This window comes from Gracilibacillus salitolerans (genome assembly GCF_009650095.1).
GTDB lineage: Bacteria > Bacillota > Bacilli > Bacillales > Amphibacillaceae > Gracilibacillus > Gracilibacillus salitolerans.
On the sequence record NZ_CP045915.1, the window covers coordinates 2,515,011 to 2,530,704 of the forward strand.

Annotated in this window: 11 protein-coding genes and 1 other annotated feature; of the genes, 8 read left to right on the forward strand and 3 right to left on the reverse strand. The window is 37.5% G+C overall.

Annotated features, from left to right (window positions below):
• Positions 1-102: 102 nt before the first annotated feature.
• Positions 103-636: a peptide-methionine (S)-S-oxide reductase MsrA gene (msrA, locus tag GI584_RS11775; RefSeq protein WP_153791348.1), complete on the reverse strand. Its 534-nt coding sequence runs from the start codon at positions 634-636 to the stop codon at positions 103-105.
• 97 nt (positions 637-733) lie between these two features.
• Here msrA and GI584_RS11780 point away from each other — a divergent pair, with 97 nt between their 5' ends.
• Positions 734-1,630, forward strand: a complete 897-nt coding sequence (locus GI584_RS11780; protein ID WP_153791349.1) for a 5'-3' exonuclease — start codon at positions 734-736, stop codon at positions 1,628-1,630.
• A 64-nt stretch (positions 1,631-1,694) separates the two neighbouring features.
• Here GI584_RS11780 and GI584_RS11785 read toward each other — a convergent pair whose 3' ends face one another.
• The gene (locus GI584_RS11785; protein WP_153791350.1) at positions 1,695-2,597 is read right to left on the reverse strand and encodes a glutamate biosynthesis transcriptional regulator GltC; all 903 of its coding nucleotides are present in this window, start codon (positions 2,595-2,597) and stop codon (positions 1,695-1,697) included.
• 127 nt (positions 2,598-2,724) lie between these two features.
• Between GI584_RS11785 and gltB the strand changes: the two genes are divergently transcribed.
• Positions 2,725-7,278 carry a glutamate synthase large subunit gene (gene gltB / locus GI584_RS11790; RefSeq protein ID WP_153791351.1) on the forward strand — a complete coding sequence of 1,518 codons (4,554 nt, stop codon included), beginning with the start codon at positions 2,725-2,727 and terminating at the stop codon, positions 7,276-7,278.
• Between the two features lie 16 nt (positions 7,279-7,294).
• Positions 7,295-8,791, forward strand: a complete 1,497-nt coding sequence (locus GI584_RS11795) for a glutamate synthase subunit beta (protein ID WP_153791352.1) — start codon at positions 7,295-7,297, stop codon at positions 8,789-8,791.
• A gap of 527 nt (positions 8,792-9,318) precedes the next feature.
• Here the strand turns inward: GI584_RS11795 and GI584_RS11800 are convergent.
• Positions 9,319-10,050, reverse strand: coding sequence for a CBS domain-containing protein (locus GI584_RS11800; protein WP_100360483.1), 732 nt, complete (start codon positions 10,048-10,050; stop codon positions 9,319-9,321).
• Positions 10,051-10,185: 135 nt separating this feature from the next.
• On the opposite strand from GI584_RS11800, the gene GI584_RS11805 reads away from it, so the two are divergent.
• The 5 genes from GI584_RS11805 to GI584_RS11825 all read left to right on the forward strand — a co-directional run bounded on the left by GI584_RS11805 (position 10,186) and on the right by GI584_RS11825 (position 15,600).
• Positions 10,186-11,262 carry a branched-chain amino acid aminotransferase gene (locus GI584_RS11805; RefSeq protein ID WP_153791353.1) on the forward strand — a complete coding sequence of 359 codons (1,077 nt, stop codon included), beginning with the start codon at positions 10,186-10,188 and terminating at the stop codon, positions 11,260-11,262.
• 45 nt (positions 11,263-11,307) lie between these two features.
• Positions 11,308-11,526 (forward strand) — a binding site (T-box leader).
• A gap of 133 nt (positions 11,527-11,659) precedes the next feature.
• Positions 11,660-12,787, forward strand: coding sequence for a glutamate 5-kinase (gene proB, locus GI584_RS11810; protein ID WP_100360481.1), 1,128 nt, complete (start codon positions 11,660-11,662; stop codon positions 12,785-12,787).
• Positions 12,780-14,024 (forward strand): glutamate-5-semialdehyde dehydrogenase, encoded by a 1,245-nt coding sequence (locus tag GI584_RS11815; protein WP_153791354.1) that lies wholly within the window; start codon positions 12,780-12,782, stop codon positions 14,022-14,024. The genes proB and GI584_RS11815 overlap by 8 nt, the downstream gene beginning before the upstream one ends.
• 75 nt (positions 14,025-14,099) lie before the next feature.
• On the forward strand, positions 14,100-15,023 hold the full coding sequence (locus GI584_RS11820; RefSeq protein WP_153791355.1) for a manganese-dependent inorganic pyrophosphatase: 924 nt from the start codon (positions 14,100-14,102) through the stop codon (positions 15,021-15,023).
• 181 nt (positions 15,024-15,204) lie between these two features.
• Complete coding sequence (locus GI584_RS11825; RefSeq protein ID WP_100360478.1) at positions 15,205-15,600, forward strand: GyrI-like domain-containing protein; 396 nt, start codon at positions 15,205-15,207, stop codon at positions 15,598-15,600.
• Positions 15,601-15,694 lie beyond the last annotated feature (94 nt).

Below are 15,694 nucleotides of genomic sequence, written 5' to 3' on the forward strand. Positions count from 1 at the left end.
AATGAGACTCGCACTTTAAAGAGTGGATAGTAGGAATAAGTAAAGAACAGCCTAATGAATCATAGTAAGGCTGTTCTTCCTTCATTAAAAAATAGAGAATATTTACTCTTTGTCCCAATGTTTTTCCATGAATTCATCTCTTCCTGATTTTTCTCGGTCTTCCAGGTATTCCTCTTTATTCTTCTTATAAAAGTCTTGATGGTATTCTTCTGCCGGGTAAAACGCACTGGCGGACAAGATTTTCGTAACGATCTCTTTTTGGAATCGATTGGTTCTTTTTAATTCCTCAAGTGAATGAATGGCTAATTGCTTCTGCTCTTCATTATGATAAAAAATCGCTGTCCGGTACTGTGATCCTCTGTCATGAAACTGACCACCATCATCTGTAGGATCAATTTGCGGCCAATATAAATTAAGTATTTGCTGATAAGATATTTTCTCAGGTTCATAGATGATTTGTACTGCCTCATAGTGGCCTGTCGTACCTGTTTTTACTTCTTCATAGGTTGGATTTTCCAGATGCCCCCCTATATATCCAGATATAACACTTTCTACTCCATCCCATTGATCAAATGGCTTCACCATACACCAGAAACAACCTCCAGCAAATGTGGCCTTTTCCAATTTTTTCTCCATACATGTTTCTCCTTAGTGTTGCAAAATCCTCTTGTAGCATTTAATATACAAGTTATATTAGTTGAAGTAAATCAATTAAACTTAAAGGGTGAAAAAAATGACAGATAGATCTCACGTCCTTATTGTAGATGGGATGGCATTATTATTTAGAGGATTTTTTGCAACAGCTTTTACCGGGAACTTTATGGTCAATAGTAAAGGGATTCCAAGAAATGGATTATTTGGATTCTTGAATTATTTTACCAATTCGGTTGAGACTTTTCAGCCAACACATGTTATCTGCTGTTGGGACATGGGTAGCCAAACGTTTCGAAATGAATTATATGAAGGGTATAAGTCTAATCGTGATGCACCTCCAGAAGAGCTTGTACCACAGTTTGATCTGGCAAAAGATATTGTCACAGCATTTCAAGTGCCGAACGTAGGAGTCACTGGTTATGAAGCAGATGACTGTATAGGCACACTAACTAAACAACTTCAAAAAGATCATCAAGTAACAGTCGTAACTGGCGATCATGACTTATTACAATTAGTGGATGACAATATTAATATAGCAATTATGAAAAAGGGACAAGGTAATTACGACGTGTTTCATGCTGATAATTTTTATGAGAAGAAGGGATTAACTCCTAAACAAATTATCGATCTAAAAGGATTGATGGGAGACTCATCTGATAATTATCCAGGTGTTAAAGGTGTAGGAGAGAAAACAGCATTAAAATTATTAATGCAATATGAAACAATCGATAACTTGTTAGCAGATAAAGAGAATTTAACTAAAGGTATGCAGAAAAAATTGGATCAATATGCAGAGGATTTAGCAATCTCTCGAAAACTAGCAGCTATTCATACTGAAGTTCCGTTGACTTTTTCTGTAGAAACGGCAGTATGGAACAATGACTTGACGAATATCCGTACGTATTTAATCGATGAGTTAGAATTTCAAAATCCTGGACGTTGGTTGGATAAATTATGGGAAAAAGCAACGGGATAAAACCTCGAAAATATACAATTAGCAGAGCTAGCCTTGAGGCTAGCTCTTTTCTATATGAATTTTTTTATTGAAACCTTTGTAGGATTGAGAAGAATTCCTTTATAAATTCATAGAATACTTGTTCAGATGGTGCAAGTTTTCTGTTCTTGGGAATTATAATCCCAACGGTACGTTTTAACTCTGGATTTTGAATCGCGACTTTCGCACTGTAGTATGGATTTAAATCATTAAATGCACTTTCTGGTAATAATGTAATTCCAATACCTGCTGCGACTAACCCCTTTATTGCGTCTAAATCTTCCCCTTGAGATGACACATTTGGTGTAAACCCAGCTTGTTTACAGCCATCAATAACGAGTTGGTGTAGTACATAACCTTCCGGGAATAATACGAATGTCTCATCATGTAAATCGCGTAAATTCACACTGCTCTGTTCAGCTAATGGATGTGAATTTGGCACTAATGCATAAAAATTTTCTGTAAATAAGATATCTCCTAAAATATCAGGATGCTCTGTCGGAACAGGACCTAAAAATGCAACATCAATTTCACGGTTTTCTACCGATTCAATTAAAAAATTATAAGAACCTTGTCTTAATTGAAAAGCGATTTTAGGGTGCTTCTTCTTAAATTCCGAAACTACTGTAGGTAACAAATTACTTGCTAAACTGGTTGGAAAACCAATTTTTATCGAACCTCTTTCGGGATCGATGTATTCATCGATTTGTTTCTTTGCATGATCAATTGCTTTTAATGCCGTTTTGGTATGAGTTAGAAATATCCGCCCTATATGGGTTAAACGTACATTTCTACCTTCTCTTTCAAATAATTCAACACCAAGCTCGGCTTCTAGGTTAGCTATTTGTCTACTAATTGCAGACTGGGCCACATGCAATTCTGCTGCCGCATCTGAGACGTGTTCACGCTCTGCAACCTCAACAAAATAACGTAATTGACGTAATTCCACTCGTTTCACCTCATGATATATATCAGAATTAGAACAATGTTATATTTATTATATATTGTTTAGATCAATAAGAAAACTTACAATAGTAATAGACACCTTAAAAGTATATTGAATGGGGGCGACATATATGACGTATCGTGACTTACCTAGTGCCCAAGGGTTATACAATCCAGACTTTGAACATGACGCTTGTGGTATTGGATTATATGCGCATATAAAAGGGAAACAAACACACGAGATCGTAAAAAAAGGTTTAGACATGTTATGCAAATTAGAGCACCGAGGTGGACAAGGGAGTGATCCACTTACAGGTGACGGATCCGGTTTAATGGTACAGATCCCTGATAAATATTTTAGAAGAGAATGCAAAGACTTTCAACTGCCAGCTGTTGGACGTTATGGAGTTGGTATGTTGTTCTTATCTCAAGATGAAAATGAACAAATACAAGCAAGGGAAAAAATTAATCAATTAATCAAACAAGAAGGTCAAAAATTAATCGGCTGGAGAGAAGTGCCAACAGATGCTACTCACATTGGTAAAGGTGCAATTGAAACGTTACCGACTGTTCATCAGGTATTCATTGAAGCAGCAGATGAAATAGAAGACGATCTAGCCTTCGAAAGAAAATTATATATCATTCGTAAACAAGCTGAAAATTGGGCGAATGAAAAAGAAATTCGTTTTTATTTTCCAAGTTTATCAAACAGAACGATCGTGTACAAAGGTTTATTAACACCTGATCAAGTTGATGAATTTTATTTAGATTTACAAGATGAAGAATTTGTTTCTGCTTTTTCACTGGTACACTCTCGTTTCAGTACAAATACATTCCCTTCCTGGGAAAGAGCGCACCCGAACCGTTATCTCATCCACAATGGTGAGATTAATACCATGCGTGGTAATGTAAACTGGATGCGTGCCAGAGAGAAACAATTTGTATCAGAAGCATTTGGTGATGACTTAGATAAAGTATTACCAATTATCAATGGCGGCGGAAGTGACTCTGCTACATTAGATAATGCATTAGAGTTCTTCACCTTAGCAGGTCGTAAGCCGGCACATGCTGCGATGATGTTGATTCCAGAACCATGGGAGAAAAACCCTCACATGGATGAGAAGAAACGTGCATTTTATCAATATCATAGCATGATGATGGAGCCGTGGGATGGTCCAACTTCGATAACTTTTACAAATGGTAAACAAATTGGAGCGATACTGGATCGTAACGGGTTACGTCCAGCACGTTATTATGTAACAAAAGATGATTACATCATTTACTCTTCTGAAGTTGGTGTAATCGACTATGAAGAAGAAAATGTTTTATTAAAAGAACGTTTAAGCCCAGGTAAAATGCTCCTTATTGATATTGAAGAAGGGCGTATTATATCAGATGAAGAAATTAAAGAAGAGGTTTCAAGTGTTCATCCATACAAAGACTGGTTAGGGGATCAAATTGTACCATTAGAAGTGGAAGCGAAAAATGATGAATATATTGATCCACAACTACTCCAGAAACAAAAAGCATTTGGTTATACGACTGAAGATGTTGAAAAATATCTCATTCCTATACTGGAAGACGGAAAAGACCCAATTGGTGCGATGGGTAATGATATGCCATTAGCGGTATTATCTGAACGCCCGCAAAGTTTGTTTAACTATTTCAAACAGTTATTTGCACAAGTAACTAACCCGCCAATTGATGCTTATCGTGAACAGCTTGTTACATCGATGCTGACATGGCTAGGAGCTGAGGGAGACATCCTTCATCCTGCGAAAACTAAAGCAAGCAGAATTCGCTTAGATTCACCGATTTTATCGAATTCACAAATAGAAAAGTTACAGGAAAATGAATTGGAAGGGTTCCAATCTGAAGTAATTGAAACATTATTTACTGATGACATGGAGAAAGCACTACAGGATGTATTTGAACAAGCGAAAAAAGCAATTGAAGCTGGAAGAAATATTATCATTCTAAGTGATAAGAATATGGATGCGAACCAGAAAGCTATTCCAACACTGCTCGCTGTCAGTGGTTTGCATCAGTATTTAGTACGTGAAGGTATTCGTACGCAAGCAAGTATTATTGCACAATCAGGTGAAGCTCGAGAAGTTCATCACTTTGCAACGATGTTAGGTTATGGTGTAGACGCAATTCATCCACACCTTGTTTATCAAACTTACTACGCGAATATTTTGCATGATCGTCTAAATATGACACTAGCGGAAGTACAAGATAAATTTATTAGTGTCGCAACAGAAGGTATCATTAAGGTTATGTCAAAAATCGGTATCTCAACTGTGCAAAGTTATCGCGGTGCCCAAATTTTTGAAGCTGTAGGTATTAGTAAAAAGGTGATCGAAGAACATTTTACAGGCACAGCATCACAAATTGACGGTATTGGTTTAGAAGTGATTCAAGAAGAGACAGAAAAACGTCACAACGAAGCTTACAACGCAGCTGTTAAAGAATCACTTGAATCAGGAAGTGACTTCCAATGGCGTAAAGTAGGAGAACACCATGCCTTTAACCCTACTACTATTTATACCTTACAGTGGGCATGTCGTCGTGGTGACTATGATCTGTTCAAGAAATTCTCGAAAGCAGCGAACCATGAGCGTATCGGCTTTTTACGTAACCTATTCGATTTCAAAAAATCGAATGCCATTTCAATCGATGAAGTCGAGCCTGTAGAATCCATTGTCAAACGTTTCAAAACTGGTGCAATGTCCTTTGGTTCGATCAGTAAAGAAGCACATGAAGCATTAGCGATTGCTATGAATCGTATAGGCGGTAAAAGTAACAGTGGTGAAGGCGGGGAAGACTCTGACCGCTTTAGCAGAGACGAAAATGGTGATTTGCGTTCCAGTGCGATAAAACAGGTAGCATCTGGACGCTTTGGCGCAAAGAGTCATTATCTTGTAAACGCGAAAGAATTACAGATTAAAATGGCACAAGGTGCAAAACCGGGTGAAGGTGGACAATTACCAGGTATGAAGGTTTACCCATGGGTAGCAGATGTTCGTGGTTCAACACCAGGGGTAGACTTAATTTCACCTCCGCCACACCATGATATTTATTCGATTGAGGATTTAGCTCAATTAATTCATGATTTAAAAAATGCCAATCGTGATGCAAGAGTTAGTGTTAAACTCGTAGCAAAATCAGGTGTAGGGACGATTGCTGCAGGTGTAGCAAAAGGTAACGCAGATGTTATTTCTGTTGTTGGTTATGATGGTGGTACAGGTGCTTCGCCAAAAACAAGCATTAAACATGCAGGCTTACCATGGGAATTAGGTCTTGCAGAAGCACACCAAACCTTAATGCTTAACGGACTTAGAGATAGAGTTATTCTAGAAACGGATGGGAAATTGTTAACAGGTAAAGATGTGGTGATGGCTGCATTATTAGGTGCAGAAGAATACGGCTTCGCAACAGCGCCATTAGTTGTTGTTGGATGTGTCATGATGCGTGTATGTCATAAAGATACATGTCCTGTAGGGGTAGCAACACAAAATCCAGAGCTGCGTAAGAAATTCACGGGGGACCCTGATCATGTTGTTAACTATATGACATTCATCGCAGAAGAAGTTCGTGAGATCATGGCTGAATTAGGATTCCGAACAATTGATGAAATGGTTGGAAGAACAGATGTATTAGAAATTGCAGACCGTGCAGCAGCGCACTGGAAAGCAAAACACTTAGATTTATCTAAGCTCCTTTATCAACCGGAAGGAACACGTATCAATACAACAACGCAAGATCATAAATTAGATGAATCTTTAGATATGAAGTATATTTTACCAACTGTCCAAAAGGCAATCGACACTGGAGAAGCATTAGAAGCATCTTTCCCGATTAAAAATACGGACCGTGTAGTAGGAACGATCGTAGGAAGTGAAATTTCTAAAAAATATGGAGAACGGGGTTTACCAGAAGATACCATTAATCTTCATTTCACAGGATCAGCAGGTCAAAGTTTTGGTGCCTTTATTCCTTCTGGTATGACGTTAACTGTAACGGGAGATGCAAATGACTATGTTGGAAAAGGCTTGTCCGGTGGAAAGGTAATTGTGCGTGCTTCTGAGAAAACTACGATTGATCCAGGTAATAATGTTATTGCTGGTAATGTATCTTTCTATGGAGCGACAAGTGGTGAAGCTTATATTCAAGGTTATGCAGGTGAACGATTTGCGGTAAGAAATAGTGGAGCAAAAATCGTTGTGGAAGGCGTTGGTGACCATGGTTGTGAGTACATGACAGGTGGTCGAGTTGTCATTCTTGGCAATGTAGGTAAAAACTTTGCTGCAGGTATGTCTGGTGGTGTTGCATATGTGAAACCAGACAACGTCGAGCAGTTTAAACGCCTATGTAATACGGAATTAGTACAGTTTGAAGAATTAACAGATGCTAATGAAATAGAAGAAGTAAAAGAATTAATTATGAATCATCACGAATATACCAACAGTGATAAAGCAGCTGTTGCATTGCAAAACTGGGAAAACGAATTGGAAAAATTCGTGAAAGTAATCCCGACAGATTACAAGCTAATGTTGAAACAAATTGATTGGTATGAGTCTCAGGGGTTATCTGTGGACGAAGCTCGACTGGAAGCATTTACGGCAAAAAAAGAAAACAAAATGACGGTAACACTAAATCCGGAAGAAGTAATGACTAAATAGAAAGGAGACAGATGATATGGGGAAAGCAACAGGCTTTATGGAGTTTGAAAGACAAACGGCAAATGAGCGTGATCCAGTAGAAAGAATTCATGATTGGAAAGAATACTCTGCTCCTTTCTCTGATGAAGTAGCAAAAACACAAGGAGCACGTTGTATGGATTGTGGTACACCATTCTGTCACATTGGGATGGATATTGACGGGGCAACATCAGGTTGTCCTATCTACAACCTGATCCCAGAGTGGAATGATTTGGTGTATAAAGGAAAATGGAGAGAAGCCCTAGAACGGTTAATGAAAACAAATAACTTCCCAGAATTTACAGGAAGAGTATGTCCGGCACCATGTGAAGGCTCTTGTACGGTTGCAATCAATGATCCTGCCGTAACAATTAAAAATATTGAACAAAAAATTATAGATAAAGGTTTTGAAGAAGGCTGGATCGAGCCACGTGTTCCGGAACGTCGCACAGGCAAGAAAGTAGCAATTGTCGGATCTGGACCAGCTGGATTAGCAGCAGCAGACCAATTGAATCAAGTTGGGCATCAGGTTACAGTATATGAACGTGCTGATCGCGCAGGGGGTCTATTAACGTACGGTATTCCAAACATGAAATTAGATAAAGATGTAGTAGAACGTCGAGTTCAGTTACTTCGTGAAGAAGGAATTGAATTTGTTCTAAATACGGAAGTTGGAAAAGACATTTCTGCAGAAGAAATTAAGGCGAAGCATGATTCTGTGATTCTATGTACTGGTGCACAGAAACACCGTGATCTACCTATTGAAGGTCGTGAAGGTAAAGGTGTACGCTTTGCAATGGACTATTTAACAAAATCAACTAAAAAAGTACTAGATGATAGTGTAGAAGTGGAAGAAGAGTTAGATGCAAAAGGAAAAGACGTTATTGTTATTGGTGGTGGGGATACTGGTGCTGACTGTATCGCTACAGCACTTCGCCAAGGCGCAAACAGTATTGCACAATTTGGTAAGCACCCACAACTGCCAATTAAACGTTCAGACGAAAATCAATGGCCGGCATATCCACAAGTATTCAGTTTGGAATATGCACACAAAGAAGCGAAAGAAAACTTTGGTGAGGATATTCGTCAATATTCTATCCAAACAAAGAAATTTGTTACGGATGAAAATGGTAAATTAAAAGAACTACACACGGTTGAAATGAAGAAAACCCGTGATGAAAATGGTATGTTTGTATTTGAGGAAATTCCGGGTACAGAAAAAGTATGGCCTGCACAATTAGTATTAATCGCTATCGGTTTTGAAGGTACAGAACAACCGGTATTAGAAGCGTTTAATGTTAAAACAGAACGTAATCGTGTAGATGCTGAATATGGTGATTTCCGTACAAATGTAGAGCATGTATTTGCTGCTGGTGATTCACGTCGTGGGCAAAGTCTTATTGTCTGGGCAATTAATGAAGGTCGAGAAGTAGCGTATCATGTAGATCAATATTTAATGGGTGAGACAGCTTTACCATCCGTTGCAAACATGTAATATAATAAGAAAAACCTACGCCTGTCGTGGGTTTTTCTTTATGATCTTTTCTAAAAGACAGCTGCACATTTTCCATAAGAAATAATACCTTAATTTAACAGTCACCACTACTACGAACTAGTGTAAATTATCGAAGTAGTTTTCTTCCTTTCTGATTATAATTGAGTGCTAACCCGTCGCTGCGGAAAAAATACTCTCTTTCCGTGGGGAACGCTTCAGCCTCCTCGGAAGCCAAAATCGCTTCCTGCGGGTTCTTCATACTGTTCCTTTCCCACAGGAGTCTCGCATTTTTTCCGCAGCTTGTACGGTGTTCTGATATAAGGACAGGAAATCCAATGAATATAGTTCCCTAAGTTCTATTCTTACAATAAGCAGAATTCTGTGGAACTGTCACGATGAAGATCCACTTGGTAAAGTGGTTTTTTTACAAGTTAGCTAAAAACCACCGCCCAAGGAAAGCGCAGTATTCTGCCGGAGCGGTATTCCAACACTCTTTATGAAAAACTGCGTGAAATAGTTTACTTGCATTATGTGTGTTTAAGTAGTGGAAAGTTGTATGTTTTCAATCGGATTAGATCCCAGGAGGAAATGATTCCTATTGGTAGCTCTGCTGCTGTACCGTTTTCCGTAATAAGGATTGCTTCTATTTTTTGATTTTTCTCTAAGTATTCTTTAAAGATAGCTTCAATATCCATTACGGTGGCATCTTTCCCAACAATTTTAGTATCGTCTTTTTTCACAATTTGAAATACTTCGCCAATGGGCTGACCCATTTCAATTGATAATTTATCAATATTAGCAGCAAACCAGTTCGCGATATCACCATCTGTCAATAATCCAATTAATTTATCTTCTTGATAAATCGGATATTGTGAGTATTCTTTTTCTTGCATACAGTTTATTAATTTACTTATTGATGAATCTAAATAAAAAAACTCCACAGGTTTTGAAGCAATAGACAAAGCAGTTGGAGGTTCAGCCAACAGACTTGCCAATTGCTCCATTTCTTGAACTACATCTTGATGAGGTTCTGCGATATAGAAGTCTTCCTTAATTTTACGATGTACCATTGCATTTCGCAATTTACTGGACTGTTTTAGTAAATCAAAATACTGATCAATCACCTGATGCTGAACCCGCGCTTTTGTCAACACTTCGGTAAAAGATGCATGATTATTATGCTCATTCGCATAATCACACAATGTATCATGTATCTGGTTAAAAGCTGCTTCAAATCGTTCTGAAAGTTCATAACCCATGATAATGCTCCTTTAATTGTTTGAAAATTTTCAAAATTAATGGTTGTCATAACTAGTCGTTTAGTAATAAAATAAAGTTTATAGGTTATTTTACCGAAACATTACAGAATTCATTCAAATAAGGGAGTCTTTTTTATGTCAGAGTATACAATCACTTATATTAAGAACGAAAATCCAAAAGAAAAACCAAAATCAGATGAACTATCTTTCGGTAAATATTTTACCGACCACATGTTCATTCAAGACTATAATAGAGAACGAGGCTGGCATAACCCGCGTATCGTACCATATCAACCAATTGAACTGGATCCGGCTGCTATTGTATTCCATTATGGTCAAACGGTATTTGAAGGCTTGAAAGCATACCGTACAAAAAGGGATAAAATTCAGTTATTCCGTCCAGATAAGAATATGGAGCGCCTTAATCGTTCAAATGATAGAATGTGTATCCCGAGTATTGATGAGGAATTTGCTATTGATGCAATTAAACATTTAGTTCATATTGATCAAGAATGGGTGCCAGGCGCACCAGGAACATCTCTTTACATAAGACCGTTCGTTATTTCAACTGAGCCGTATTTAGGTGTTTCACCATCTGCTACATACCAATTTATGGTAATATTATCGCCTGTTGGTGCTTATTACGAAGAAGGTATTAACCCTGTTAAAATTGCAGTGGAAAATCAATATGTTCGTGCGGTAAAAGGTGGTACAGGTGAGGCGAAAACAGCTGGTAACTATGCATCCAGCTTGAAGGCACAAGAACAAGTAGCCGATGAAGGATATGCACAAGTATTATGGTTGGATGGTGTTGAGAAGAAGTATATCGAAGAAGTTGGTAGTATGAACGTTTTCTTCAAGATAAATGGAGAAATCGTAACGCCGGAACTTAATGGTAGTATCTTAGAGGGGGTTACGAGAAATTCTGTTATCGAATTGTTGAAACATTGGGACATTCCAGTAGTTGAGCGTCGCATCACAATGGAAGAGCTTCATGAACATCATCAAAAAGGTGAATTGGAAGAAGCGTTTGGTTCTGGCACTGCTGCTGTTATTTCACCAGTAGGTGAGCTTGCTTGGGAAGGGAAGAAAATGGAAATCAATAATGGAAAAACAGGAAAAATTGCTAAGCGATTATATGATACTTTGACAGGTATTCAATATGGTACGGAAAAAGATCCATTTAATTGGATTGTAAAAGTGAAATATTAATACTTGAGATTTGTGTAACTATTTCCTATAATAGCATTAGAATATTTAAATGTGCTGATTAGAGCCAGTAGTTAGTGATATGGTGACCAGAGAGTGGAATTCACAGGCTGAAAAATTCCATCACCCACTATACTAATGAACCTACTCTATGAACTGTTAAGAATAAACTTAATCGTTACTCTGCGTTAAAGAGTTAAGGGGAACATACAATATGTATGTTCAACCAAAGGTGGTACCGCGGAAATAGCTCTTTTCGTCCTTTACGATAATAAGGATGAAAGAGCTTTTTTTAATCCCAGAGATAAACTATATCTTAAAGTGTTAGCGTAGTGTGATAATTCACTTATACACTCTACTTCTTTTCACTAACACTTTAGTAAATGAAGGCGTGAAATTTATGGCGAAGCAGCGTATTGTAGTGAAGATCGGGAGCAGTTCACTAACGAACAGAAATGGCGGCCTTGATCTCATTAAACTAAAAGAACATACAACAGCAATTGCAGCACTTAAACGAGCGAACTATGAAGTGATTTTGATTTCATCTGGGGCCGTATCTGCTGGATTCTTTGATTTAGGATATCCAACAAAACCTGTCACTATCGCAGGAAAACAAGCAGCAGCAGCCGTTGGCCAAGGCTTACTGGTTCAAGCCTATACCGATGAATTTAGAAAATATAATATGGTGACCGCTCAGCTTTTGCTAACCAAAGATGTATTCACTAATGAGATGCAGTACAGTAATGTGTATTCCACATTAACGGAATTATTAAAACGTGATGTAATTCCGATTATTAATGAAAATGATACGGTAGCAATAGATGAATTGACATTTGGTGATAATGACATGTTATCGGCATTGGTAAGTGGCCTTGTTCATGCTGACTTTTTAGTAATGTTAACAGACATTAATGGACTATATGACAAAAATCCCAAAAACGATCCAACAGCTAAAAAATACCATCGGCTCAAAAAAATATCGGCAGAGATTTTGCAACAAACGAAGCATGAATCTGGATCCAAATTTGGCACTGGAGGAATGAAATCTAAGCTTTTAGCAGCAAAAACTGCACTTTCACTTGGTGTCAAAGTGTTTGTCGGGACTGGCGAAGGTGAGGGTAAATTAATCCGTATTATGCAAAATCAAGGTGATGGTACCTATATTGGCGAAGACTTAACCACTAGTTACCGAAAACAGAAACAATGGATTGCTTTTCATTCCAACGTATCTGGGAAACTATATGTTGATAAAGGGGCTAGTGAAGCAATACTTTATCAAGGAAAAAGTTTATTGCCTGCCGGAATTAAATGGGTAGACGGGGATTTTCCGGTAGGGGCTGTCGTCGATATTATCTTTGGAGATAATGTTATAGCTAAAGGGCAAGTGAACTATTCTTCTGAAGACTTAATCAAATCAAAAGGGGAATCAAGTCAAATTGCGATGAAACAATCCGCAAGTAATCGACCCGAAGTAATTCATCGTGATCGACTCGTATTATCAATAGAGGAGGCTTATAATTATGAATGATTTAATCCAAAAAGCAAAGCTAGTCAGCGCTACAACAACTACTTTAGCAACTAGATCAACCCAACAAAAAAATCAGGCTTTAAAATTATTATCTGGTGAATTAAGAAAACAAAAGGATTATATCATCGCGGAAAATAACCGTGATATAGTAAATGGCCGTAAAAATGGCTTACATGAGTCATTAATTGATCGTTTGATCTTAAACGAACAACGGATTAATGATATGGCAGATGCATTAATCCAGCTAATCGATTTAAAGGATCCAATTGGTGAGATTATGGAAGAGTGGACACGACCAAATGGTTTGAAAATCCAAAAGGCACGAGTACCAATTGGTGTTGTTGGAATGATTTACGAAGCAAGACCAAATGTAACGATTGATGCTGCAAGCCTTTGTCTTAAAACAGGCAATGCTGTGTTACTTAGAGGGAGCTCTTCAGCTATCCATTCCAACACAGCATTAGTAAAAGTCATTCATGATGCATTAAGACAATCCGATTTACCAGATGATGCCGTACAGCTTATTGAGGATACAAGTCGTGAGACTGCATCACAAATGTTTAAATTGAATGAATATTTAGATGTATTAATTCCTCGTGGAGGCAAAAAATTAATTGATACGGTTGTGGCCAATGCATCAGTACCAGTATTAGAGACTGGGGCAGGTAATTGTCATTTGTTTATCGATGAAACAGCAAACAAAGACATGGCTATCGACGTAGCAATCAATGCGAAAACACAACGTCCTTCTGTATGTAATGCAATCGAAACCATATTAGTGGAGCAAAAATGGGCAGATAACCATTTAACTGAATTAATTCAGGCATTGCAAGTTGCAGATGTAGAAATACATGGTGATAGCATCACAGTTTCAAAAGGCAACAATATCATTAAGGTAACTGCAGAAGACTATGAAACAGAATATTTAGATCATATCGTCGCAATCAAGGTAGTAGATTCTGTGCAGGAAGCGATTGACCATATTAATAAATATGGAACCAATCATTCAGAATCCATTATCTCTGAAAATGATGAGCATGTTGTAAGCTTTATGAATGAGGTAGACGCAGCAGCTGTTTATCATAATGCATCAACCAGATTTACCGATGGATTTGAGTTTGGATTTGGTGCAGAAATTGGTATTAGTACACAGAAGTTACATGCACGAGGACCTATGGGCTTAGAAGCATTAACATCGACGAAATATTTGTTACATGGTAATGGTCAAATTAAGTAAACTATTTTTCTTTCATCACAATTCCTGTATAATAGAGTTGGAAATAAACATTTGGTAAAAAAAGGAGTATGAATCATGGCAAATACATTAATATTTGGACACAAAAATCCGGATACAGACACAATCTGTTCAGCAATTGCATATGCGGAGCTTAAACAAGCACTAGGAGAAGATGTAGAAGCAGTCCGTTTAGGTGAAGTGAACAATGAAACACAATATGCGCTGGATCATTTCAATCAATCTGCACCACGAATGGTTGAAAATGTATCAGATGAAGTTGACCAGGTTATTTTAGTGGATCATAATGAACGTCAACAAAGTGCGGATGACATCGATCGCGTACAAGTATTAGAAGTAATAGATCATCACCGTATTGCAAACTTTGAAACTAAAGACCCACTATACTACCGTGCAGAACCAGTTGGTTGTACTGCTACCATACTTAATAAATTATACAAAGAACACGGAGTTGAAATAAAAAAGGAAACAGCAGGATTAATGCTTTCTGCAATTATTTCAGACTCCCTTTTATTCAAATCACCAACATGTACAGATCAAGATGTTGCTGCAGCGAAAGAATTAGCTGAAGCTGCTGATGTAGACGCTGATACATATGGCCTTGAAATGCTAAAAGCTGGTGCTGATCTAAGTGACAAAACTGCAGAAGAACTAATTTCTATGGATGCAAAAGAATTCGATATGAATGGAAACAAAGTGGAAATTGCACAAGTCAACACGGTAGAAGTGAATGATGTATTAGCGCTACGTGACAAAATAGAACCAGCTATAGAAAAAACAGTAGCAGACAAAGATTTAAAACTATTCGTTTTCGTAATCACAGACATCTTGAATAATGATTCTGTGGTACTTTCGGTAGGTGAGGCTGAAGAAAAAGTAGCTGAAGCGTTTGAAGTAACTCTTGAAAACAAAACAGCCACATTAAAAGGTGTTGTATCACGTAAGAAACAAGTTGTTCCAAACTTACAAAATGCATTTTAAGAGAATCTAAAGAGGTGTCAGACATTAAAAATGACTGACACCTCTTTTTTTTATACGTTTAGGATCCGTTAAAAAAATAGAGATTTTCTTACTAGGTTAATTACGAGGCAAATTTTCGAAACGTATCTACTGTTTTTTACGTTATTATAATAAACACTATTTTAAGGGTGGGTGAAAAGGTTTGAGAATTAATTTGCTTACTAGTATTCGAACTAATAATTTCAATGATGAACAGATGATGGAGAAGATCCAAAATATGTGGAAGGAAGCTTATCGCAGTTTAGAAGGAAAAAACGATACCGTATATGGAATTTATTATGATTATGAAAGTGACTTCAAAGGCGATTATTCTATTGGCGTAGGAATAGAAAATGTTGATAAAGGAAGTATGATGATATCGGATCAAGCAAACTATAACATTTTCAAGGTAACTTCGTCCGACGAAGAAGGGATTTTAAAAACATGGCAAAAGATATGGGGATTAGAGGAATCAGGTGAACTTGAGCGTGCTTATACAGTTGATTTTGAAAAATACCTTCCTAGCGGTGAAATAGAGATACATATCGCTATAGTGTAATAAGGGAGTTCACAACTTTTCCTTTTAATAAATGGACCGTACCTATTACTCAACGAGCCTTTGGTAAGGTCCATTCAATAAAATCTAGCATGTG

Coding starts and splice junctions, on each gene's coding strand:
- msrA (WP_153791348.1), bottom strand. CDS start 636: ATGGAGAAAAAATTGGAAAAGGCCACATTTGCTGGAGGTTGTTTCTGG.
- GI584_RS11780 (WP_153791349.1), top strand. CDS start 734: ATGACAGATAGATCTCACGTCCTTATTGTAGATGGGATGGCATTATTA.
- gltB (WP_153791351.1), top strand. CDS start 2,725: ATGACGTATCGTGACTTACCTAGTGCCCAAGGGTTATACAATCCAGAC.
- GI584_RS11795 (WP_153791352.1), top strand. CDS start 7,295: ATGGGGAAAGCAACAGGCTTTATGGAGTTTGAAAGACAAACGGCAAAT.
- GI584_RS11800 (WP_100360483.1), bottom strand. CDS start 10,050: ATGGGTTATGAACTTTCAGAACGATTTGAAGCAGCTTTTAACCAGATA.
- GI584_RS11805 (WP_153791353.1), top strand. CDS start 10,186: ATGTCAGAGTATACAATCACTTATATTAAGAACGAAAATCCAAAAGAA.
- proB (WP_100360481.1), top strand. CDS start 11,660: ATGGCGAAGCAGCGTATTGTAGTGAAGATCGGGAGCAGTTCACTAACG.
- GI584_RS11815 (WP_153791354.1), top strand. CDS start 12,780: ATGAATGATTTAATCCAAAAAGCAAAGCTAGTCAGCGCTACAACAACT.
- GI584_RS11820 (WP_153791355.1), top strand. CDS start 14,100: ATGGCAAATACATTAATATTTGGACACAAAAATCCGGATACAGACACA.